This is a genomic window from Halomonas sp. H10-9-1 (genome assembly GCF_040147005.1).
In the GTDB taxonomy this organism is placed as follows: domain Bacteria; phylum Pseudomonadota; class Gammaproteobacteria; order Pseudomonadales; family Halomonadaceae; genus Halomonas.
The window spans coordinates 3,358,527-3,379,271 of sequence record NZ_JAMSHO010000001.1 but is presented as its reverse complement, the minus strand read 5'-3'; the positions used below and the strand labels follow the sequence as shown (position 1 = coordinate 3,379,271).

Here is a 20,745-nt window from a genome sequence, read left to right as displayed (position 1 = left end):
TCACTCCTCGAGCTCCTGAACCTCATCGAGGTCGACAAGCACCAGCACCTCGCTCTCTTCCGCCAGCAGATGGCGGCTGCCTCGGTTGAGGGCATCGACAGAGAGCTCAATCCCGGCACACTCCACCGCATAGCGTACGATGTTGCCCAGCAACTGGCGACGGCGGATCACGCCTCGGCAACCAGGGCCTGCGTGGGTTGGTGATTCACCGCCTGGCGAGGCCTCAGACACCGGCTGCAGGTAGATGGCCTCGGGCCTCAACGCCACGCGTGCCGCCCTGCTTGCCTCGCCGAGCAGCGCATGCGCCTGCTCCCCCGACAGCACGTTGTAGTGGCCCATGAAGCCAGCGGCCTGATGGCTGCGGGGCCGTGTGTACAGTGCTTCGGCATCCCCTTGCTGCAATATGCGCCCGTCATGCATCAGGAAGATGCGGTCGGACATCATCAGCGCCTCCTCCTGGTCGTGGGTCACGAACAGCGTCGTCAGGCCCAGCGTCTTCTGAATGTCGCGCAGCTGCTGACGCAGGTGACGGCGGATGCGCGCATCCAGCGCCGACAGCGGCTCATCCATCAGCAGGATACGGGGCTCCACGACCAGCGCGCGTGCCAGCGCCACCCGCTGGCACTGCCCGCCGGAGAGTTGATGCGGAAACTTGTCGGCATGCTCACGCAGCTCGACCAGGCGCAGCACCTCGTCCACACGGCGACGGCGCTCCTCCTGGGGCACCTTCTGCATGCGAAGCCCGAAGGCGACGTTATCGGTGACCCGCATATTGGGAAACAGCGCATAGTGCTGGAACACCATGCCGACGCCGCGCCGCTGGGGAGGGAGTGATGTGATCTCCTCGCCATCCACCACGATGCGGCCTTCATCGAGCGAGTTCAGCCCGGCGATGGCCCGCAGCAGGGTCGATTTCCCGCAGCCGGAGGGCCCCAGCAGCGTGACGAACTCGCCCTTGGCGATCTCGGCATCGATCTGGGAAAACACCTGGGTCTCGCCGAAGCGCTTGGCCAGGCTCTCGAGGCGCAGGTAGTCGGGCGACGCAGCGGCTATGGTGCCATGCGGCCTTGCCGGCGCATCGGCCACGGTGTCGAGGCGATAGGGAGCAGCGGTCAAGGTTGTCATGCGTTGGCATCCTTGGCGATGGCGTGGCCAGCCTGGCGGTTCCCCAGCCAGGTCAGCAGCAGGGTGAACAGGAAGAGTGTGATCACCAGCGCGCTGGTGAAGTGGCCGCTGGCCCCACGCATGTTGTTGAGATAGACCTGCAGGGTCTCGAAGCGGGTCCCCACCAGCATGTTGGCGAAGACGAACTCGCCCACCAGGAAGGAGAAGGAGAGGAAGACGGCGACCTGAACGCCGATGCGAATATTGGGCAGGATCACCAGGAAGAAAGCCCTGAACGGCGTCGCGCCAAGCAGCTGAGCGGCGTCCATCAGCGATTTCACATCGATGGTACGCAAGCTGTTGGCAACGGACCGGTAGACGAAGGGAAGCGCGATCGTCACGTAGGTGAAGATAAGGATCCAGGGGGAGCCCACCAGCGGCAGCGGGCCACCGGCATAAAGCTGCAGCAGCCCCACCGACGAGACCACCGGCGGCACGGCGAAGGGCACCAGCACCAGCCCGTTCATCCAGGCATCCAGCCGCGGGTAGCGGGTATGGGCCAGGAAGGCCACCGGTACTACCAGTACCAGGCTCAGCACGAGAGCTCCGAGGGTCACTAGCATGGAGCGAGCGAACGCCAGCTGGAAGCGCGGCGTGCTCCACAGCTCAAGAAACCACTTGAGGGTCAGCCCGTCTGGCAGCAGCGTGGCGCCCCAGCTGGTGGCCAGCGCATACCCCAGGGTCGCCACCAGAGGCAGTGCCAGCAGGGTAAAGACGCCCCCCACCACCAGGGCATGAATAGATGGACGCGGTAAGCGGAGCGTCGGCAGGGCCGGTGCCTTGGGCCGCGACAGGGTGAGATCAGCGTTCTGCGACATGATGGCTCCTGCGTAACAGCCACTGCTGAATCAGGGTGACCATGGCCAGCAGGCCCACCAGGATCAGGGCCAGGGCGCTGGCCAGGTTGGGCTGCAGGAACAGGTCGCCCGACACCAGGTTGGCGATACGAATGGTCATGAGGTTGTAGCTGGTGTTGACCAGGGCATAGACGGTGGCATAGGCGCCCATGGCATTGGCGATCAGGATCGTGAGGGTTCCCGCCAGCGCTGGCCGGAGCACCGGCAGGCAGATGTGGCGCCAGTAGGCGACTCGTCCGGCGCCCAGCAGGCTGGCGGCGTCTCGCCAGTCGGCGCGCAGCCCCGCGAAGGCAGGGAACAGCAGCAGCATGCCCAGCGGAATCTGGAACCAGGTGTAGATGACGATCAGGCCGGTGCGTGAGTAGAGCGAGAAGTCATCGATCAGCCCCACACGCTGCAGAGCCAGGGTAAGCACCCCGTTGGCCCCCATCAGGATGATGAACGCGAAGGCCAGCGGCACCCCGGCAAAGTTGCTGGTCATGTTGGTGAAGGCGATCATCCAGCGACGCAGCGGGCCACTGGTACGGGTCAGGCTATGGCACGCCAGAGTGGCGATGATCAGTCCCAGCAGGCTCGAGACCAGTGAGATCTCGAGGCTGCGCCAGATCGCCTGGCGGAAGAAGGGCGATGTGGCGATCTCCTGAAAGTGCCCCAGCCCCCAGCTGCCCTCGACCTGGAAGGCGCTGACGGCGATCCAGCCCAGAGGCGCCATCTGGAAGGCGGCGAAGACCAGCGCGAATGGCATCAGCCACAGCCAGGCAGGCAGCAGGCGCTTCACGACACGTCCCTCCCCTCAACCAACAGCTCGGGATGAGAGGGCTTGTCGTGCTGCAGGCCCAGCAGGCTGGCAAGCGTGCCGCACAGCCGCGGCTGCTGGAGAGTGAGCGCTGCGTCGTGGGCAAACGCCTTGCCGAACAGCCACAGTGGCACCCGGCGTTCCTCTTCCAGCAGGCCCGAGTGGGAGCCGTCGGCATTCATCCCATGGTCGGCGGTGACCATGACCTGGTAGCCCTCGGCCAGCCAGGTCGGCAGGTAGTCGGCCAGGGCGATATCGGCTCGCCGCGCGGCATTGCGGTACTGGGAAGACTCCCCGCCATGGCGGTGGCCGGCATCATCGATATTCATGCTGTGCACCAGCAGGAAGTCAGGGTCGCTGAGGCGGCGTAGCGCCTCGGCATCACTGAAGAGATGATCGTCGGGGTAGTGATCCTGCCAGTAGAACAGCCCGGCCTGGATGGCACTCTCGGGATCCTGATGGAAGCGGTGGCGTGCCGGCACGAAGGGCGCTTCCAGATAGAGCTCGCTGACCCAGTGATAGGCCGCCGCGGCGGTACGTCGCCCCTGGCGAACCGCCAGGTCGAACAGGCTGGTACCGGTCGAACGGCGCACCACCTGGTTATGCACCACACCGGAGTCCACCGGACGGTCACCCGTCAGCAGGCACTCGTAGAGCGGGCGCGACATGGCGGGCAGTTCACAATCCAGCGTGTGGTAACTGCCACGGCCCGCCTCACACAGCGCATGCAGGTGGCCCATGGCGTGCTGACCCACGGCATGGTTGAGGCCATCAAGCACCACGAGGATGACGCGATGAGACATGCAAACCTCCTTGCCGCCTCACGGGGGAGGCGGCAATGGTTGTGCGAATGGAAGGGTTACTGCTGGTGAATCAGCACTTGGGATTGCCACTGGCGCGGCAGCTGGCGGGCACTCTGCTCCCAGGCCTCGAAGTCTTCCACCGGCCGGGCGTGGGCATATTGCTCGTTGGGCAGCAGCTTGGCGGCGATCTCCTCGGGGAGAGTCAGGTGCTGGGCGCGAATCGGCCGCGCATAGCCCTCGGCCAGGTTGAACTGGCCCTCATCGGAGAGGATGAACTCGCGTGCCAGCTTGGCGGCGTTGGGGTGCGGGGCGTGCTTGTTGATGATGGTGGCATAACCCGAGGTGACCGAGGCATCGGAGGGAATCACCACCTCGAAGGCGTCACGATCGATCTGGTCACGGTAGTTCAGGGCATTGAAGTCCCACAGCAGCGCCACCTCGACCTCACCCTTCTCGAGGTTGGCGATGCTGGGGTCCGCCAGCGAAAGACGCCCCTGGCGAGCCAGTTCGGCAAACAGCTCCAGCCCCGGGGCCAGGTCGCTTTCATTCCCACCGTTGGCAAAGGCCGCCGCCAGCACGGCACTGTTGGCCTGAGCCGCCTGGCCCACGGCGCCTAATGACACGCTGTACTCCCCCTCGGCCAGGTCGGCGAAGCTGCGCGGACGCTCCTCTTCCGGCACCAGCTGCTTGTTGGTCATGAAGGCGATGGTGCCGGTATAGCCGAGCACCCAGTGGCCGTCGTCGTCCTTGGCCCAGTCCGGAATCTCGTCCCAGGTGCTCGACTTGTAGGGTTGGGTGACGCCCTCCGCCACCGCGATCGGGCCGAAGCTGATGCCCACGTCACCGATGTCGGCGGTCGCGTTCTCGCCTTCCGCCTTGAACTTGGCGATCTCCTCAGCGGAGCTCATGTCCGTATCCATGTGCTCCAAGCCGTAATGCTCCTTGAGGTCCGCCCAGGTGTCCTTCCAGTTGGCCCAGGTATCCGGCATGCCGACGCTGTCGACACGGCCCTCCTCCTGGGCGGCAGCGATCAGATCTGACAGATCGGAGGATGCTTGCGCCTGGCCGGCGAACAGCGTGGTGCCCAGGGCAGCGGTCAGAGTGAGGCGAAGCAGCGTCGAACGTGTCGGATTCACGGTGTGGCTCCATGCAGGTGGTCAGGATGAAACCGCCATCTGGTCTAGTTCAGAAGCGGCTGACAGGAGGCACACTAGGCCGACAAGGTGACAGTGGCGTGTCGGTAACATGGCAAATGGATTGCTTGCCGCCGTTCTCGACAAACATTGGCATCACTGGTATTCCATGGAACTGCTGTCATCGTGACGACATGGAAATTTCGCTAGGCTGACACGCAGCATGCCGTTTATAACGGAACGACAACTGAACTAGACCAGATACGAGACACCCTTGACCGCGATGCCACCGCCTTCTCCGACGTCAGCACCCAGCCACCCCCGATCCAGCCTGACGCCACCGGCGAATCGACTGCGCCATGCGCTGCTCGATATGCTGGTCGACAAGGCCGTCGGTCACGGGAAACGACTCCCCTCGGAACGGCAGATGATGGCGAGCCTTGCCACAACACGCATTACCCTGCGCGAGGCGCTGACACAGCTGGAAGCCGAAGGGCGCATCTACCGGGAGAGTCGTCGTGGCTGGTTCGTCTCGCCGCCCCGCCTGCGCTACGACCTGCTCGCCTGCCTGCCCTTCCGGGAAATGGTGGAGTCTCAGCAGCGCCGGGCCGACACCTACGTACTGGAGGCAACCCAGCGCCCAGCGTCTACCAGAATCGCTGCCCGCCTGGGGATCATGGAGGGCACACCGATCTTCCATATCGTCAGAGTCCGTCACGTCGATGGTCGCCCCGTGCTGTATGTGGAGCATCATCTGCGTACGGACTGCTTCCCGGGGATTCTCGACCACGACCTCGGGACCCGTTCGCTGACCGAGCTGTATCGCAGCCAGTACAGCATCCGCGTCAGTCGCGTGAGCTTCGAGCTCTGCTCCACGGTGCTGGATGAGCGAGCCGCCGATGCTCTACGCGCCGCATCAAGCGGCCCCGCACAACGCGTGACGCGCATCAACTACGACCAGAACGGGCGGGCCATCGATTGCGATGATGAGCTCTGGCGGCACGATGCCATCGAGCTCATGTTATCGGCTGCACCGCAGAATGGTGGTTAGTCATACTTTCCTTTACCGCGAGGCATCCCTCGCGGGGCGGATCACGTTTACCTAAGCTCTTCATATCTGCCTTGAATCCGGTTGGCTGGGGTGCCGAGCCGGGGAAGGCATCACCACCCACTCGGGCTCCTCGAACTCGCCGATCACGCGGATCTCGCAGAAGGGCGCGGCGCTCCTGATGATCGCCTTCACTCGGGGCGCTGGCTGGGCCTCCATGGCGTCGCGGCTGGCCTTGCTGTCCCAGTGGGCGATGGCGATGAGGGTGGTGGGATCATCGATCTTGCGGTGCAACTCGGTGCCTCGCGCGCCCGGGGCCTGCTGGATCAGCTCGCTGGCGCGCACCCAGGCGTCGGCGTAATCCTCGGCGGTGTAGCCGTCGCGAATATGCACTTCGAAGATGTACTTCATGCGGCACCTCCCGGTAGTGGGGGATGGGGTCTTCCTGAGCATACGCCATGTCCCCGGGGCGATGTCGGCAGTGGCTTTGCGCCGCCCGGCGTTTCCGGCCTGACGCTGCTCCTCTACCTGCATCTACGACAACCTGTGGTATGACGCCGTGCGTCTCGCGCTTCCCCGAACGGTTGCCGATAGGGGCGAGCAGGGTTGACCCACATCGGGTTTTGCTTCAGAACAGGCTGATATCTGGGCCCGGTGGCGTGATGGCCGCCGGGCCGTTCTGCTTGATCAGCAAGGAGCCTCGAGCGATGCCCTCTTCCCCCTTCGACCAGACCCTGGCCGCCCTGGATGCGCTGCATGCGGAGGATCCCCGCTGCATCAGCCTGCAGGGCGAGAGCGTGCCCAAGGAGCTGTGGCATGCCGGACGCATGAGCGCCTGGCTGGAGCGCTTGCATGAGCACCCTGATGCACTGATCCAGCTGGCGGTGCGCGGCCAGCATCTACAGCGCTGGACGGTGCCGCGCAGTGACTATCCCGAGGGCCGGGTGGGCTACCTGACCTGGCGCCGTGATCAGGGCCAGCGTGCCGGTGAGACCACCGCGCGGCTGATGCGCGAGGCGGGCTACGGTGATGAGGAGGCCGAGGCGGTCTCACGGATGATCCGCAAGCAGGGGCTGGGGCGAGAGGCGGGTACCCAGGCGGTGGAGGATTGCGCCTGCCTGGTGTTCCTGGAGAACTATTTCGGCGATTTCTCCAAGCAGGTCGACCATGACCACCTGATTCGCATCGTGCAGATGACCTGGAAGAAGATGTCGCCGCGGGCCCATGAGCTGGCACTGGGGCTGCCGATGACGGCCGAAGCGCGCGCCCTGGTGGAGGAGGCGCTGGCGGGGTAGCCCCACAGCCTGAGGCCAGGCGCGGCGACGGGCGAGCCAGTGCGGATGGCACGCCCATCGTGCGCTCGGGGGCCGTGGCGCTACTCGGTCAGGGTGCGGGCGGCCTCGAGATAGGCGACGCCGTGGGTGCGCACGCGCTCGTGCTCGAGGGTCTCGGAGCCCAGGTGCAGCTCCTCGAGGTCCACGGCCATGGTGTCGAGCTCTTCGTCGATCTTCGCCAGGGCATTCTCGAGGGTATAGGAGAGCTCATGGATGGTGCCGAGGTCGGCGTTGCTGAGCTCGTCCTGGGCCAGCAGTTTGGCCAGCTCGCGGTTGGTCTCGGTGAAGTGGGTCACCGCCTGCTCCAGGCTCTCGGCGGCCTCGCCCTCGAAGTGGTCGGCGCGCTCGTGGTCGTCGGCGTTGGCGGTGGTGCCCAGCAGGCCGAAGCACATGGCGGTGAGCAGCAGTTTCTTCATGGGGTGTCCTCGCTGTTGATGAGAATCGTTTACAGCGAGAACCTTAGTCGCATTTGCGCTCAATGACAAATGTTATTGTTTGCGTTTGAGTCTCTTTTGATCTTCGTCATATGCGCTGCTGTCAGGCCGCCGGTAGTGTCACTTCGAGGGTCGTCTCGCTCTCGCAGGGCTTGCCATGTCGCAGGGTCAGGCGCCGTTCGGTGAGGTTCATCACCACGCCGAACAGGGTCTCCATGCGCTCCTCGGCGGGCTGGTCCGGGTTGAAGTGGCGACAGATCGACAGCGGGTGGCCGTGGTGATCGCTGAGGATCCCGAACAGCCGCTCCTCGTCCACCGGGGCGCCCTCCGGCAGCTCGCTCAGCAGGGCGTCGAGCCTGGCCAGGCGTGGGCGGGAGTCGGGGCGCGGGAAGTCCTCCAATTGGCAGGTCACGGCAGCGGCATAGAGGTGGTTGGTGTGGGTCACCACGCCACCCCGCGGCGAGAGCATGCCGGGCTCGCCGGGATGTACCTCCAGGCCCGTGGCCTGGCCGGCGGCATTGGCCACCAGGAAGTGCGCCGGGGAGCATACGCGATCGAGGGTGGCCACCGCGTGGGCGCTGGCCGGGTCGGGGCTCTCGAGGATCTTGCGCAGCGCCACGTGGATCGGCAGGCCCTCGCCGCAGGTCTGCGAGCGGATGGCGTTGAGGCAGACCCCGACGCCGTGGGCATTCATGCCGATCTTGGCCACCATGCCGGCCTCGCCGATGCTGACCAGCGGCGCGGCATCGTCGCCCTCGATATGCAGGGCCACCACGTTGTCGAGCTGGTCGGCGCGCCAGTCCCAGTTCTGGGCCAACCACTGGTTCTCGTTGCACTGCAGGGCGAAAGCGGAGCAGCCACCGCTGGCCTGGGTCAGCGAGATCTCGCTGCGGCAGTTGAGGGTGAGGATATCGGCGAGCTCGAGCCCGGCGCCCTCGGCGATGCCGGCCATCTCCTCGAGGATGGCGGGGAAGCGTTGCTCGATCATGGCGCCGAAGCGTGCGGCCTTTGTCCTTGCCTGACCCCAGTCGAGGCCGACGAAGTCCCGAAAGAGGCGGTCGTAGACGCTGATGCTGGCGTGGATCAGCGGTGCATGGGTGCGACCGTGCTCGAGGCCGATCTGGCGCCGGCTGCCGCTGAGGTGGGTGAGTCGCATGGTGATCTCCGCAGGCAGGGTATGACGCCTACTCTAGCACCTCTGCCAGCAGCCCGAAGAAGGCGCTCAGGGAGCGTTCGGCCTCAGCGCTGCGTTGGCAGCGTCGACTTGAGTTTTTTCCTTTGCCCTTCCAGATTTAGGGGGTGTGTCACACCTGCAACCCGAGCGAGACGAACAATATGAAGAAGAGTCTAGTAGCGATGGCAGTAGCGGCGTCCACCCTGGCCGTAGGAGCGGCTCAGGCCGAGGTCAAGATCGGCTTCCTGGGTGGCTTCACCGGACCCATCGAGACCTTGACACCGCCGGTCTACGATGCGGCGCAGCTGGCCATGCGGCACGTCAACGAGCAGGGCGGAGTGCTGGGGGGCGAGCAGCTTGCCATGCCCAGCGGCGATACCACCTGTTCCGACGCCTCGGCGGCTTCCAACGCCGCCGACCGCCTGGTCAACAGCGAGCAGGTCACGGCGATCGTCGGTGCGCTGTGCACCGGGGCGACCATCGCCGCGGCCAACAACGCCGCCATTCCGGGGGGCGTGGTGATGGTCTCGCCGGCCTCCACGGCGCCGGCGGTCTCCGAGCTCGAGGACAACGACCTGGTGTTCCGCACCGTGCCCTCCGACGCCTTCCAGGGCGAGGCGCTGGCCAAGATGCTGCTGGAGAAGGGCATCGACGAGGTAGCGGTCACCTACGTGAACAACGACTACGGCCGTGGCCTGGCCGACGCCTTTGTGGCCACCTACGAGGCCGAGGGCGGCAGCGTGGCCGAGAATCTGGCCCACGAGGACAACCGCGCCGACTATCGTTCCGAGCTGGGCACCCTCTCGGCGACCGGCGTTCCCGACCTGGTGGTGCTGGCCTATGGCGATACCTCCGGGCAGACGGTGGTGCGCCAGGCCTACGAGAGCGGCATGTTCACGCGCTATATCGGTGCCGACGGCATGGTGATCTCGGGGCTGCTCGATGGGGTGGGCGAAGAGGTGCTGAACGACAACTTCATCGCCACGCGACCGGGCAACCCGGACAGCCCCGGCACCGAACGCTTCGTCGAGCTGGCCGAGGCGGGCGGCATCTCCCACGAGGCGGTATTTGCCGGCCAGGGCTACGACGCCGCCTTCCTGCTGGCGTTGGCCATCGAGCAGAACGGCAGTGCCGAGCGCGAGGGTCTCTCCGCGGCGCTACGCAGCGTCTCCTCTGCCCCGGGCGAAGTGATCCTGCCCGGCGAGTGGGAGAAGGCCCTGGGGCTGATCGCCGCCGGCGAGGAGATCAACTACGAGGGCGCCTCCGGCAGCCATGAATTCGACGCCAACGGCGACGTGCCGGGCATCGTCGAGGAGATGGCGGTCGAGGGCGGTGCGTTCGTCAGCAAGGGCTTCCTGGACCAGTAAGCCCGCTCTCCACGCGTTGACTTCCACCCCCTGAAACACAGAGGCCGGCGGCGGTTTCCCGCCGGAGCCTCTGTGTTTCAATCTATGACGTAGAGAGCGCAGCAATAAATCGGCGCACTCTATCCGTGGTGCTTCACCTTCTCGGGCAGCAGCCCCTTGGGCGCGAAGCGCAGCACCAGGGTGATCAGCAGGCCGATCACGAACACCCGGGCTTGCAGCGCGCGGCTGTCCAGGTTGGTGGGAGCGTCCCAGCCGAAGCTGCCTTCGCCGAAGGTGATCGCCAACTCGAGTACCGCCAACGCCAGGGGCTCGGACATCACCCAGATGAGATACACCGCGAAGGCACCGAAGAGGGTGCCGAGGTTGTTGCCCGGGCCACCGAGGATCACCATCACCAGCACCAGGAAGGTGTGGTTGAGGGGCAGGTAGCCCTGGGGGTCGAAGAGGCCGTTGAAGCTGCCGAGGGCGGCGCCGCCGATGCCCATCAGGATGCAGCCCAGCACGAAGATCTCCAGGCGCCGGTGGTTGATGTCCTTGCCCATGGCGGCGGCGGAGGTTTCGTTGTCGCGGATGGCACGGATCATGCGTCCCCAGGGGGCGTGGTAGGCACGGGTCAGCAGGAAGAAGATCGCCACGATCATCAAGGCAGTGACCGAGAAGTAGAGCGCCCTGGCCAGGGTGAAGCCGACCTCGGCGGGGCCAGGCACCGGCCAGGGCAGCGGCGAGACGGTGGCGGTGCCGCGGGTCAGCCAGTCGGCGTTCTTGAGCACCGCCTTGATGATCTCGGCGATACCCAGGGTGGCGATGGCCAGGTAATCGCTGCGCAGGCCCAGGCATACCTTGCCGATGAAGTAGCCGACCACCCCGGCCAGCGCGCCGCCGATGATCCAGCCCAGCCAGGGGGGCAGGCCGAGGCCGCCGATATAGCCGAACTGCGACTCGATCTGCTCGGTGACGACGCCCATGCGGGCCGAGACCAGCAGGTAGAAGAGCAGCGCCAGGGCCACCGCCAGGCCGGTACGTAGGCGCCGGGGCACGCCCAGGTGGTGCAGGCGGCTGGCGCCTACCACCACCATCACGCCGCCCAGGGCCATCAGCATCACCATGCCGAGCTCGCCCGAGAGGGGACTTGCCCAGAACTCACCGTTGACCGGCATGCTGAAGGCCATGGCGCTGTAGCCCCCCAGCGCCACGAAGCCCATCACCCCGGCGTTGAACTGGCCGGCATAGCCCCATTGGATGGTCAGGCCCAGGGCCAGGATGGCGTAGCAGGCCGCCTCCACCAGCATGCGCGTGCTGTAGGCGGCTCCCATGGTGGCATAGACGCCGAGAATGGCGGCCATCAGGAGGGCGAACAGCGCCACCTCGCGCAGCGGGAAACGCGACGGGGCGGCGACCAGGTCTTCTCGATGTTGTTGTGTGCTCATCAGATCACCTTCCCCTTGAAGATGCCGGTGGGTCGCCACACCAGGATGGCGACCAGGAGGACGAAGGGCACCACGATCTTGTACTCCGTGCTGACGAAGGCGAGGCTGTCGGCGCTGGCCAGCCACTCCGGCAGGCTGTCGCGGAAGGGCCGCAGCAGTACGCCCCAGTTGAACACCGCCAGGGTCTCGGCGAAGCCCACCACGAAGCCGCCGGCGATGGCACCGTAGGGGTGGCCAACCCCTCCCACGATGGCCGCGGCGAAGATCGGCAGCAGCAGGAAGAAGCTGAGGTCAGGCTTGAAGGTGACGTCCAGCGACAGCAGGGTACCGGCGATGGCCGCCAGGGCGCCGACGATCACCCAGGTCACCGCCACGATCAGGTTGGTGTTGATGCCAGAGGCGCGGGCCAGGTCGGGGTTGTCGGACATCGCCCGCATCGCCTTGCCCAGCCGCGAGCGCGACAGGAACAGGTGCAGCCCCACCACGCAGACGATGGTCAGCACGAAGAGAATCACCTGGGGTTCGGTGACCACGATGGGCGCCCGGGCGCCCTCGAAGGGCAGGGCGAGGCGGAAGATCTCCTTGCGGTCGTCGACGTAGAGGCTCTGGCCGCTGGTGCCGGCGAATAGCCGGATCAGTCCCTGCAGCATCAGGGTGACGCCCAGCGAGGCGATCACCATGACGATGGGCTTGACGCCGTGGGCGCGCAGCGGCTTGTAGAAGACCTTGTCGATGCCGACCGCCAGGGCCGCGGTCAGCAGCATGGCCAGCGGCAGCATCACCACCGCCGTGGGCAGCCCCAGGGCGGCGCCGGCCCCCGGGAAGGCGGTGGTCAGCAGCAGTACCGTGAAGGCGCCGAAGGTCATCATGTCGGCGTGGGCGAAGTGGGCAAAGCGCATGATGCTGAACACCAGGGTGACGCCCACTGCGCCGATGGCGTAGATCGAGCCGGTGACGCTGCCGGCGACGACCACATAGTTGATGAAGAAGACGAGTTCGTTCACGAGGTTGGTTCTCCCTGCTCCGAGGCTCAGCCGCCCAGGAAGCTCCTGGCCACTTCCGGGTCCGCCAGCAGGGCGGCGCCGGAATCGGTGAAACGGTTCTGGCCGGCGGCCAGCACGAAGCCCTTGTCGGCGATGGCCAGCGCCTGCTTGGCGTTCTGCTCCACCATCAGGATGCCGACGCCGGCGCTGTTGACCTGCTTCACCTGTTCGAAGATCTCGTTCATGTAGAGTGGCGAGAGGCCGGCGGTGGGCTCGTCCAGCAGCAGCACGCTGGGCTCGGCCATCAGCGCACGACCCATGGCGACCATCTGGCGCTGGCCGCCGGAGAGCTCGCCGGCGGGCTGGTGGCGCTTGTCGTAGAGCGGCGGGAAGAAGTCATAGATCTGCTTGAGCATGCGCTTGACGTTGCCCGGCTTGAGGAAGGCGCCCATCTGCAGGTTCTCCTTCACCGTCAGGCTCGGGAAGACGTTGTGCTCCTGGGGCACGAAGCCCATGCCCTGCTGCACCAGCTTGTTAGGTGGCAGGTTGTGGATGGGCTTGCCGCGTAGCAGGATCTCGCCCTGGGTGACGGCAAGCAGGCCGAAGATGGCCTTGAGCATGGTGGACTTGCCGGCGCCGTTGGGGCCGACGATGACGCCGATCTGGTCGGCCTCGAGGGTCATGTTCACCCCGTTGAGGATGTTCATGCCGCCGTAGCCGCCATAGACGTCGCGTGCTTCAAGCAGTGGCATCGTGAGTCGCTCCGAAGTAGGCCTCGATGACCTCGGGGTTGTTCTGGATCTCCTCGATGGAGCCTTCGACCATCACGCTGCCCTGGGCGAGCACGATCACCGGATCGCAGAGCCGGGCGATCATGTCCATGTCGTGCTCGATGACCAGGAAGGTGTAGCCCATCTCGCGGTTGAGCCGCTCGATGTTACCCACCAGGTCGCCGAGCAGGGTGCGGTTGACCCCGGCGGCGATCTCGTCGAGCAGTACCACCCGGGCGTCGGTCATCATGGTGCGGCCGAGCTCGAGGAGCTTCTTCTGGCCGCCGGAGAGGTTGCCGGCCAGCTCGTTGCGCACGTGATGCAGGCCAATGAAGTCGATCACCTCCAGGGCGCGGCGGCGCACGTCGGCCTCCTCGTGGCGCACTCGGCCAGGCTTCAGCCAGGCATTGAACAAGCTCTCGCCGGCCTGGGCCGGCGGCACCATCATCAGGTTCTCCAGCGCGGTCATGAGGGAGAACTCGTGGGCGATCTGGAAGGTGCGCAGCAGCCCCTTGTGGAACAGCTCGTTGGCCGGTCGGTTGGTGATGTCCTCGCCATCGAGCAGCACCCGGCCGCTGTCCAGGGGCAGGGCGCCGGCGATGATGTTGAACAGGGTCGACTTGCCGGCGCCGTTGGGGCCGATCAGGCCGGTGATCGAGCCCGACTCCACCGCGAGCGAGCAGTCGTTGATCACCTTGAGGCCGCCGAAGGCCTTGTTGACGTGTTGCACCTCGATCATGGATGCCATGCGCAATGTCTCGTCGTTGTTGTGTTGACTCGTTGTTGTGTTGACTCGTTGTTGTGTTGACTCGTTGTCGTTCTGGCGTGTTGCGACGTCGTGGCGTCTCCCGTCCTGGTGTCTTGGCGTGCCGCCGCGGCAAGCCGGCGGCAGCGATCACGGTGCCTGGTTATCATCCGTCAGGAAGGTACGACCGGCGGCGAAGGCGCCGACGATCACCACCGCGCCGATGGCCGGAATCAGGTAGCCGTCGATCTGCGGGATCGCGCGCAGGAACACGAAGGCCACCGCCGCCGGGGCCACGAAGCGCACCAGGAAACGCCACAGGGCGAACCAGGTGGTGTTGGTGCGCATCTCCTTCATTACCTCGGAGTGGGTCAGCACCCAGCCGGCGAACAGCGCGATCAACAGGCCCCCTAGCGGCATGAGGATGTTGGTGAGCAGCTCGAACAGGGCGAAGGCGCTGCGCCCGAACAGCTCGTGGAACAGGCTGTTCTCGGCCCACAGGTTGAAGCTCACCACTGTCAGCAGGCCCAGCGCCCAGGTCGCCACCACCATGATGAAGACGGCCTGGGGCCGGGTCAGGTCGAAGCGCTCGACCAGGTAGGCCGCCACCGGCTCGATCAGTGAGATGGAGGAGCTGAGGGCGGCGCCCAGCACCAGTACGAAGAACACGCCGCCGATCAGTGAGCCGCCGGGCATCTCGGCGAAGGCCAGCGGCAGGGTGACGAACATCAGCCCGGGGCCCTGGCCGGCATCGAGGCCGGCGCCGAACACCAGCGAGAAGATCGCCAGGCCGGCCACCATGGCCACGGCGGTGTCGATCACGGCGATGGCGATGGCGGTGCGGGTTAGCGAGACCTCACCGGACATATAGGCGCCGTAGGCCATGATGGCGCCCATACCGAGGCTCAGGGTGAAGAATGACTGGCCCATGGCCTCGAGCCAGCCGGCCAGGCTGAGGTCGGCGATATTGAAGGTGAACAGGAAGTCGGTGGCGGCGGTGAAGTCACCGTGGGTCACGCCATAGGCGAGCACCACCAGCAGGATCACGAAGAGTGCCGGCATGATCACCCGCAGCCCGCGCTCGATGCCCTGGTGGACGCCGAGCCCGACGACCAGTCCCGAGGCGATGATGAACAGGGTGTGATAGAGGGTGAGCAGCGTGGGCGAGGCGAGCAGGGCGTCGAAGCCGGCGGCGGTGGTCTCGGCGTCGGCCCCGGCCAGGGTGCCGGTGAGCATCTGCCAAGTGTAGTGGATGGCCCAGCCGGCGATCACCGAATAGAAGCTCAGTATCAGGAAGGCTGAGAGGCCCCCCAGCCAGCCGATGGAGGTCCAGGCCCGCGCGGTATGGTGGGTATGGGCGAGGAAGCGCATGCCCATGATCGGGCTGCGCCGGCTGGCACGGCCCAGCATGGTCTCGGCGATCAGGATCGGGATGCCCACAGCGAAGATGGTCAGGGCGTAGACCAGGAAGAAGGCGCCGCCGCCGTTCTCGCCGGCCAGGTAAGGGAAGCGCCACAGGTTCCCCAGCCCCACCGCCGAGCCGACGGCCGCCAGCAGGAAGGTGCCCTTGTGGATCCAGATGTTATGCGTGCTCATCGATGCTCCCGCGCTCGCGTTTATTGGCCCTGTGAGCCCGGCTGCTACTGTGCGACAAACACTGTGCGGCAAAAGAGAGGCGGGAGCCAGCGGGCGGCGTCTACGCCAGGTTAACGTCTCCTCTGTCGTCGGGGTCGCCGAGGGTCGGCTCCAGGGCCCGGAACTCGTCGGGCAGGCGCACGGTGTCGCCCAGGGCGAGCTTGCCGTGGGACTTGAGCCGACGACCGTTGTCCACGGAGATGATCGCCGCCACCTCACCGATGCTGGTGCCTTCCACGTAGGCCTCCACCTTCACCCGCACCACGGCGCCTTCATGGCGGGCCGACAGGATGTCGCCGGGGCCGGGATTCGCATAGCCGCTGGGCTCCTGCTGGAAGTGGCGCATCACGCTGTCGGCGCCGGGGTCGTCCCACTCCACATGCTTGTGCATGCTGATTCTCCTGCTCGAGTGGCTGTCGGGGCGGCAGGCCGCGCCCGTCGTGGGTCACTCCAGCATAGAAGGTTGCGGCAGCCCAGGGAAAGGCATGGCCGAGCAGGGTTAACACAGTTACCGGGGTGACAGGTGCCGGAACAGCCTTGAGGGGTGGTGCCATCTGCGTAATGCGCTGAACAGTCGGCGAGCGGCCATGAAAAAGCCCGCCGGATGGCGGGCTTGGCAGGGCGATACGGCTGCACTTACTGCTTGCTGGCGCGCTTGCGCTCGTTCTCGGTGAGGTGCTTCTTGCGCAGGCGGATATGGTTGGGGGTAATCTCCACCAGCTCGTCGCCATCGAGGAACTCGATGGCCTGCTCGAGACTGAACCGGACCGGGGGAGTCAGCACGATGTTCTCGTCGTTGCCCGAGGCGCGCATGTTGTCGAGCTTCTTGCCCTTGGTGGGGTTGACCACCATGTCGTTGGCGCGGTTGTTGATGCCTACCAGCATGCCCTCGTAGACCTCGGTGCCGTGGTCGATGATCAGCTTGCCGCGCTCCTGCAGGGCGTAGAGGGCATAGGCCAGCGCCTTGCCGGGCACCATGGAGACCAGCACGCCGTTGCGACGCTCGATGGCGGCGTCGGGCTTGAGCGGGCCGTAGTGGTCGAAGCGGCTGGTGAGGATGCCGGTGCCGGAGGTCAGGGTCATGAACTGGCCGCGGAAGCCGATCAGCCCGCGCGCGGGGATGATGAAGTCCAGGCGCACCCGGCCCTTGCCGTCGGGGTTCATGTTCTTGAGCTCGCCCTTGCGGTAGCCGAGCTCCTCCATGATGGCGCCCTGGTGCTGCTCCTCGCAGTCGATGATCACCTCTTCGTACGGCTCCTGCTTCTCGCCGTCGATCTCGCGGATGATCACCTCGGGGCGGCCCACGGCGAGCTCGAAGCCCTCGCGGCGCATGGTCTCGATCAGCACCGAGAGATGCAGCTCGCCGCGGCCGGAGACGATGAACTTCTCGGGGCTGTCGCCCTGCTCGACGCGCAGCGCCACGTTGTGGATCAGCTCCTGGTCGAGGCGATCCTTGATATTGCGGCTGGTGACGAACTTGCCGTCCTTGCCGGCGAAGGGCGAGTCGTTGACCTGGAAGGTCATGGAGACGGTGGGCTCGTCCACGGAGAGCGGCGGCAGTGCCTCGACGGCGGCCGGGTCGCACAGGGTGTCGGAGATCGCCAGGGCGTCGATGCCGGTGATGCAGACGATGTCGCCAGCGGTGGCTTCATCGGTCTGCACGCGCTCCAGGCCCAGGTGGGTCATCACCTGGCCGACCTTGCCGCGGCGCTCCTTGCCTTCCTTGCTGACCACCACGACCTGCTGGTTGGGCTTGACCGAGCCGCGGGTGATGCGACCCAGGCCGATGACGCCGACGTAGCTGGAGTAGTCCAGTGCCGAGATCTGCATCTGGAGGGGGCCGTCGATCTCGACCTTGGGCGGTTCCACGATGTCGACGATGGACTGGAACATGGGGGTCATGTCCTCGGCCAGCTCGTCGGGGTCGGGGCCGGCGATGCCGTTGAGCGCCGAGCAGTAGATGATCGGGAAGTCGAGCTGCTCGTCGGAGGCGCCAAGGTTGTCGAACAGGTCGAAGATCTGGTCGATCACCCAGTCGGGGCGGGCGCCGGGACGGTCGATCTTGTTGACCACCACGATCGGCTTGAGGCCCTGGTCGAAGGCCTTCTGGGTCACGAAGCGGGTCTGCGGCATGGGGCCGTCGACCGCATCGACCAACAGCAGTACCGAGTCGACCATGGACATGACGCGCTCGACCTCGCCACCGAAGTCGGCGTGTCCGGGGGTGTCGACGATGTTGATGTGATAGGCCTGGCCGTCCGGTGACTGCCAGCGGATCGCGGTGTTCTTGGCCAGGATGGTGATGCCGCGTTCCCTCTCCTGGTCGTTGGAGTCCATGACGCGCTCTTGTCCCTCGGCCTTGCGATCGAGGGTGCCGGATTGCTGGAGAAGCTTGTCGACCAGGGTGGTCTTGCCGTGGTCAACGTGGGCGATAATCGCAATGTTTCTAAGACTTTCGATATTTGAAGGACTTACGGTCGCGCTCATAAGGTGTGACTCGCTGATATGGACGCACCTATGTACACGTTCTGGTAAGTACCCTAGGCGCGGGGCAGGGGTGTGGGACGCGCATTGTACAGACTACCGGCGCCCAGGAGTAGCAAGTTCGCCGACCCAACAGGGGAGTCGTCGGTGCTTCGCCGTCACGGCTTCGGCGTGGTGCGCCTTCGCTCGCTCATCGAGGCGGGCTGGCATGCTCCAGGTGAGCCCCGCAGTGGCGCAGGCGCTCCAGCAGGTCGGCGAGCGCATCGTGGTCGAGGCCAGGGTCGCAGCCGCCGATGCGTTCGTACCAGTGGCGGGCCAGGCAGATGCCGGCCGCGGTATCGGGCTTTCTGCGCCCGAGCAGGCGGGTGAACAGGCCCGGGGTGCTGCTGGGCAGGACGACGGCGTCGACCTCGCCGGCGCCGACACGTCGTGCCAGCTGGATCAGGGTACGGGTGGCGGTGAGACAGCCAAGCACGGGAAACATCAGCACCGCCCCGGTGGTTTTCGGGATGGCAGTGGCGAGCCTCTCGCCCAGGAGGGTACCGGGCAGGCGCAGGTGGCGGGCCCCATGGCGGCGGGCGATGGCGGCGACGCGTGGGTCGCGGGTATCGTCGACCACGATCAGTTCGAAGGCCTGGTCGGCGACGAGCGATGCCGCCAGCGCCAGCTCACGGGGCAGCCTGGCACCGGCACTGCGGGCATCGATCAATAGAGTGCCGGATGTAAAGGCCATGTGAACTCCGGGGGCCAAGCAGAGAAGGTTCCTGATGGCGGCCAGAGTCGCGACCGGCGAGCAGGTTTGTAATAAAGTGTAGTACGAGGTTATTGAATGTATCAAAGGCTTATTTAGGGTGACCGGGTGGTGCCCGATGGTGCGTGGCATTCGGCCTTTGCACCACTATGGTGCGGCTTTCCTCGAGCCAACTCCTGCGCCGAGTCACTGCTTCATTGGGGTGCAGCCGATATTTTTGGTAAAATACTAGTTATTCAATGAGTTAAAGAAGTTGTGCGGGCAATGGGTGCAAGATTGGCACGCTGCCTGCATTGTTATGGCCAGCGCCTGGAATGCCGGGCCGTCGTGGGCAGCGTGCCTGCCGCGTGCTACAACAGCTTGCTGGGGTTCCAGCATCGTGATGCCTGAATCACCTCAACCATCGAGCCATGCTCAACCGGAGGACACCATGTCTGCCAAGACGCTCGCCCTGATCGAAGAACATGACGTCAAGTGGGTCGACCTGCGCTTCACCGATACCATCGGCAAGGAGCAGCATGTCACCATTCCCGCCCGGGAAGTGGATGAGGAGTTTTTCGAGAATGGGCAGATGTTCGACGGTTCTTCGATGTCTGGCTGGAAGGGGATCAACGAGTCCGACATGATCCTGCGCCCCGAAGATGGCACCGCCTTCCTCGACCCCTTCACCGAAGACTCGACCCTGGTGCTGCGTTGCGACGTTATCGAGCCGGCCACCATGCAGGGCTATGAGCGTGATCCGCGCTCGATCGCCAAGCGTGCCGAGGCCTACCTGCAGTCCACCGGCCTGGGCGACACCGCCTTCTTCGGTCCGGAGCCGGAGTTCTTCATCTTCGACGAAGTGCACTGGAAGGCGGATCCCGAAGGCGCGATGTACCGGATCACCTCCGAGGAGGGGGCCTGGGCCACCGATCGCCAGGTCGAGGGCGGCAACCTGGCCCACCGGCCGCGGGTCAAGGGGGGCTACTTCCCGGTGCCTCCGGTGGACAGCTTCCATGATATGCGCGGCGCCATGTGCAACACCCTGGAGGCGATCGGCCAGAGCGTCGAAGTACACCACCATGAGGTGGCCAACGCCGGCCAGAATGAGATCGGGGTCAAGTTCAACACCCTGGTCAAGAAGGCCGACGAGGTCCAGGAGATGAAGTACGTGATCCACAACGTGGCTCACGCCTACGGCAAGACCGCTACCTTCATGCCCAAGCCGGTGGTGGGCGACAACGGCAGCGGCATGCACGTGCACCAGTCCTTCTGGAAAGAGGGCGCCAACCAGTTTGCGGGCGATGAGTACGCGGGCCTCTCCGAGATGGCCATCTACTATATTGGCGGCATCATCAAGCACGCGCGTGCCCTGAACGCCTTCGCCAACGCCTCCACCAACTCCTACAAGCGTCTGGTGCCGGGCTTCGAGGCGCCGGTGATGCTGGCCTACTCGGCTCGCAACCGTTCGGCCTCCATCCGTATCCCCTACACCGCGAGCCCCAAGGGCAAGCGCGTCGAGCTGCGTTTCCCCGACCCGACCGCCAACCCCTACCTGTGCTTCGCGGCGATGCTGATGGCCGGCATCGACGGCATCAAGAACAAGATCCACCCCGGCGATGCCATGGACAAGAACCTCTATGACCTGCCGCCGGAAGAGGGCAAGAAGGTGCCGACCGTGGCGCATAGCCTCGACCAGGCCCTGGAGGCACTGGACAAGGATCGTGCCTTCCTGACCGAGGGTGGCGTGTTCACCGATGACATGATCGACGCCTACATCGAGCTGAAGATGGAAGACGTGGACCGCCTGCGCATGGCCACGCATCCGGTCGAGTTCGACATGTACTACAGCTGCTGATGA

General features: G+C 65.5%; 20 protein-coding genes. 4 read left to right on the top strand and 16 right to left on the bottom strand.

Features of this window, described 5'->3' with window-relative positions; genetic code table 11:
* The 5 genes from NFH66_RS15675 to NFH66_RS15655 are packed head-to-tail and all read right to left on the bottom strand — an operon-like array spanning position 1 to position 4,756.
* A complete protein-coding gene (locus NFH66_RS15675; RefSeq protein ID WP_349611133.1) occupies positions 1-1,125 on the bottom strand; it encodes an ABC transporter ATP-binding protein in 1,125 nt (374 codons plus the stop codon).
* Positions 1,122-1,982 (bottom strand): ABC transporter permease, encoded by an 861-nt coding sequence (locus tag NFH66_RS15670; RefSeq protein WP_349611131.1) that lies wholly within the window; start codon positions 1,980-1,982, stop codon positions 1,122-1,124. The genes NFH66_RS15675 and NFH66_RS15670 overlap by 4 nt, the downstream gene beginning before the upstream one ends.
* On the bottom strand, positions 1,966-2,799 hold the full coding sequence (locus NFH66_RS15665; RefSeq protein WP_349611130.1) for an ABC transporter permease: 834 nt from the start codon (positions 2,797-2,799) through the stop codon (positions 1,966-1,968). Before NFH66_RS15665 ends, NFH66_RS15670 begins: the two co-directional genes overlap by 17 nt.
* A complete protein-coding gene (locus NFH66_RS15660) occupies positions 2,796-3,620 on the bottom strand; it encodes an alkaline phosphatase family protein (protein WP_349611129.1) in 825 nt (274 codons plus the stop codon). Before NFH66_RS15660 ends, NFH66_RS15665 begins: the two co-directional genes overlap by 4 nt.
* Before the next feature lie 56 nt (positions 3,621-3,676).
* Complete coding sequence (locus tag NFH66_RS15655) at positions 3,677-4,756, bottom strand: ABC transporter substrate-binding protein (RefSeq protein ID WP_349611127.1); 1,080 nt, start codon at positions 4,754-4,756, stop codon at positions 3,677-3,679.
* A gap of 280 nt (positions 4,757-5,036) precedes the next feature.
* Between NFH66_RS15655 and NFH66_RS15650 the strand changes: the two genes are divergently transcribed.
* Positions 5,037-5,804 carry a UTRA domain-containing protein gene (locus tag NFH66_RS15650; RefSeq protein WP_349611757.1) on the top strand — a complete coding sequence of 256 codons (768 nt, stop codon included), beginning with the start codon at positions 5,037-5,039 and terminating at the stop codon, positions 5,802-5,804.
* 60 nt (positions 5,805-5,864) lie between these two features.
* Here the strand turns inward: NFH66_RS15650 and NFH66_RS15645 are convergent, their stop codons facing one another.
* Positions 5,865-6,212, bottom strand: a complete 348-nt coding sequence (locus tag NFH66_RS15645; RefSeq protein ID WP_349611126.1) for an antibiotic biosynthesis monooxygenase family protein — start codon at positions 6,210-6,212, stop codon at positions 5,865-5,867.
* A 296-nt stretch (positions 6,213-6,508) separates the two neighbouring features.
* Here NFH66_RS15645 and NFH66_RS15640 point away from each other — a divergent pair, with 296 nt between their 5' ends.
* Positions 6,509-7,096 carry a DUF4202 domain-containing protein gene (locus tag NFH66_RS15640; RefSeq protein ID WP_349611124.1) on the top strand — a complete coding sequence of 196 codons (588 nt, stop codon included), beginning with the start codon at positions 6,509-6,511 and terminating at the stop codon, positions 7,094-7,096.
* Between the two features lie 80 nt (positions 7,097-7,176).
* Here NFH66_RS15640 and NFH66_RS15635 read toward each other — a convergent pair whose 3' ends face one another.
* Positions 7,177-7,551, bottom strand: a complete 375-nt coding sequence (locus NFH66_RS15635; RefSeq protein WP_349611123.1) for a DUF6746 family protein — start codon at positions 7,549-7,551, stop codon at positions 7,177-7,179.
* Between the two features lie 121 nt (positions 7,552-7,672).
* Entirely contained in the window at positions 7,673-8,725 is a 1,053-nt protein-coding gene (locus NFH66_RS15630; RefSeq protein WP_349611122.1) for a C45 family autoproteolytic acyltransferase/hydrolase, read from the bottom strand.
* 179 nt (positions 8,726-8,904) lie between these two features.
* On the opposite strand from NFH66_RS15630, the gene NFH66_RS15625 reads away from it, so the two are divergent.
* Positions 8,905-10,110: an ABC transporter substrate-binding protein gene (locus NFH66_RS15625; protein WP_349611121.1), complete on the top strand. Its 1,206-nt coding sequence runs from the start codon at positions 8,905-8,907 to the stop codon at positions 10,108-10,110.
* Positions 10,111-10,229: 119 nt separating this feature from the next.
* Here NFH66_RS15625 and NFH66_RS15620 read toward each other — a convergent pair whose 3' ends face one another.
* The 8 genes from NFH66_RS15620 to NFH66_RS15585 form a co-directional block, all read right to left on the bottom strand.
* Positions 10,230-11,537, bottom strand: a complete 1,308-nt coding sequence (locus NFH66_RS15620; protein ID WP_349611119.1) for a branched-chain amino acid ABC transporter permease — start codon at positions 11,535-11,537, stop codon at positions 10,230-10,232.
* Positions 11,537-12,541 (bottom strand): branched-chain amino acid ABC transporter permease, encoded by a 1,005-nt coding sequence (locus tag NFH66_RS15615; RefSeq protein ID WP_349611118.1) that lies wholly within the window; start codon positions 12,539-12,541, stop codon positions 11,537-11,539. Before NFH66_RS15615 ends, NFH66_RS15620 begins: the two co-directional genes overlap by 1 nt.
* Positions 12,542-12,567: 26 nt before the next feature.
* Positions 12,568-13,272: an ABC transporter ATP-binding protein gene (locus NFH66_RS15610; protein ID WP_349611117.1), complete on the bottom strand. Its 705-nt coding sequence runs from the start codon at positions 13,270-13,272 to the stop codon at positions 12,568-12,570.
* Entirely contained in the window at positions 13,259-14,038 is a 780-nt protein-coding gene (locus tag NFH66_RS15605; RefSeq protein WP_349611115.1) for an ABC transporter ATP-binding protein, read from the bottom strand. Before NFH66_RS15605 ends, NFH66_RS15610 begins: the two co-directional genes overlap by 14 nt.
* A 147-nt stretch (positions 14,039-14,185) precedes the next feature.
* Positions 14,186-15,631, bottom strand: coding sequence for a sodium-dependent transporter (locus NFH66_RS15600; protein WP_349611113.1), 1,446 nt, complete (start codon positions 15,629-15,631; stop codon positions 14,186-14,188).
* Positions 15,632-15,731: 100 nt separating this feature from the next.
* Positions 15,732-16,061: a hypothetical protein gene (locus NFH66_RS15595; protein ID WP_349611111.1), complete on the bottom strand. Its 330-nt coding sequence runs from the start codon at positions 16,059-16,061 to the stop codon at positions 15,732-15,734.
* A 245-nt stretch (positions 16,062-16,306) separates the two neighbouring features.
* Positions 16,307-18,157, bottom strand: coding sequence for a translational GTPase TypA (gene typA, locus NFH66_RS15590; protein WP_349611109.1), 1,851 nt, complete (start codon positions 18,155-18,157; stop codon positions 16,307-16,309).
* A 187-nt stretch (positions 18,158-18,344) separates the two neighbouring features.
* On the bottom strand, positions 18,345-18,887 hold the full coding sequence (locus tag NFH66_RS15585) for a hypothetical protein (protein ID WP_349611107.1): 543 nt from the start codon (positions 18,885-18,887) through the stop codon (positions 18,345-18,347).
* 448 nt (positions 18,888-19,335) lie between these two features.
* Between NFH66_RS15585 and glnA the strand changes: the two genes are divergently transcribed.
* Positions 19,336-20,742, top strand: coding sequence for a glutamate--ammonia ligase (gene glnA / locus NFH66_RS15580; protein ID WP_349611105.1), 1,407 nt, complete (start codon positions 19,336-19,338; stop codon positions 20,740-20,742).
* Positions 20,743-20,745 lie beyond the last annotated feature (3 nt).

Bases quoted from the DNA above. Each gene is read 5' to 3' on its own strand.
- NFH66_RS15675 (WP_349611133.1), bottom strand. From the start codon at position 1,125: ATGACAACCTTGACCGCTGCTCCCTATCGCCTCGACACCGTGGCCGAT.
- NFH66_RS15670 (WP_349611131.1), bottom strand. From the start codon at position 1,982: ATGTCGCAGAACGCTGATCTCACCCTGTCGCGGCCCAAGGCACCGGCC.
- NFH66_RS15660 (WP_349611129.1), bottom strand. From the start codon at position 3,620: ATGTCTCATCGCGTCATCCTCGTGGTGCTTGATGGCCTCAACCATGCC.
- NFH66_RS15650 (WP_349611757.1), top strand. From the start codon at position 5,037: ATGCCACCGCCTTCTCCGACGTCAGCACCCAGCCACCCCCGATCCAGC.
- NFH66_RS15645 (WP_349611126.1), bottom strand. From the start codon at position 6,212: ATGAAGTACATCTTCGAAGTGCATATTCGCGACGGCTACACCGCCGAG.
- NFH66_RS15640 (WP_349611124.1), top strand. From the start codon at position 6,509: ATGCCCTCTTCCCCCTTCGACCAGACCCTGGCCGCCCTGGATGCGCTG.
- NFH66_RS15635 (WP_349611123.1), bottom strand. From the start codon at position 7,551: ATGAAGAAACTGCTGCTCACCGCCATGTGCTTCGGCCTGCTGGGCACC.
- NFH66_RS15630 (WP_349611122.1), bottom strand. From the start codon at position 8,725: ATGCGACTCACCCACCTCAGCGGCAGCCGGCGCCAGATCGGCCTCGAG.
- NFH66_RS15625 (WP_349611121.1), top strand. From the start codon at position 8,905: ATGAAGAAGAGTCTAGTAGCGATGGCAGTAGCGGCGTCCACCCTGGCC.
- NFH66_RS15620 (WP_349611119.1), bottom strand. From the start codon at position 11,537: ATGAGCACACAACAACATCGAGAAGACCTGGTCGCCGCCCCGTCGCGT.
- NFH66_RS15610 (WP_349611117.1), bottom strand. From the start codon at position 13,272: ATGCCACTGCTTGAAGCACGCGACGTCTATGGCGGCTACGGCGGCATG.
- NFH66_RS15605 (WP_349611115.1), bottom strand. From the start codon at position 14,038: ATGGCATCCATGATCGAGGTGCAACACGTCAACAAGGCCTTCGGCGGC.
- NFH66_RS15600 (WP_349611113.1), bottom strand. From the start codon at position 15,631: ATGAGCACGCATAACATCTGGATCCACAAGGGCACCTTCCTGCTGGCG.
- NFH66_RS15595 (WP_349611111.1), bottom strand. From the start codon at position 16,061: ATGCACAAGCATGTGGAGTGGGACGACCCCGGCGCCGACAGCGTGATG.
- typA (WP_349611109.1), bottom strand. From the start codon at position 18,157: ATGAGCGCGACCGTAAGTCCTTCAAATATCGAAAGTCTTAGAAACATT.
- NFH66_RS15585 (WP_349611107.1), bottom strand. From the start codon at position 18,887: ATGGCCTTTACATCCGGCACTCTATTGATCGATGCCCGCAGTGCCGGT.
- glnA (WP_349611105.1), top strand. From the start codon at position 19,336: ATGTCTGCCAAGACGCTCGCCCTGATCGAAGAACATGACGTCAAGTGG.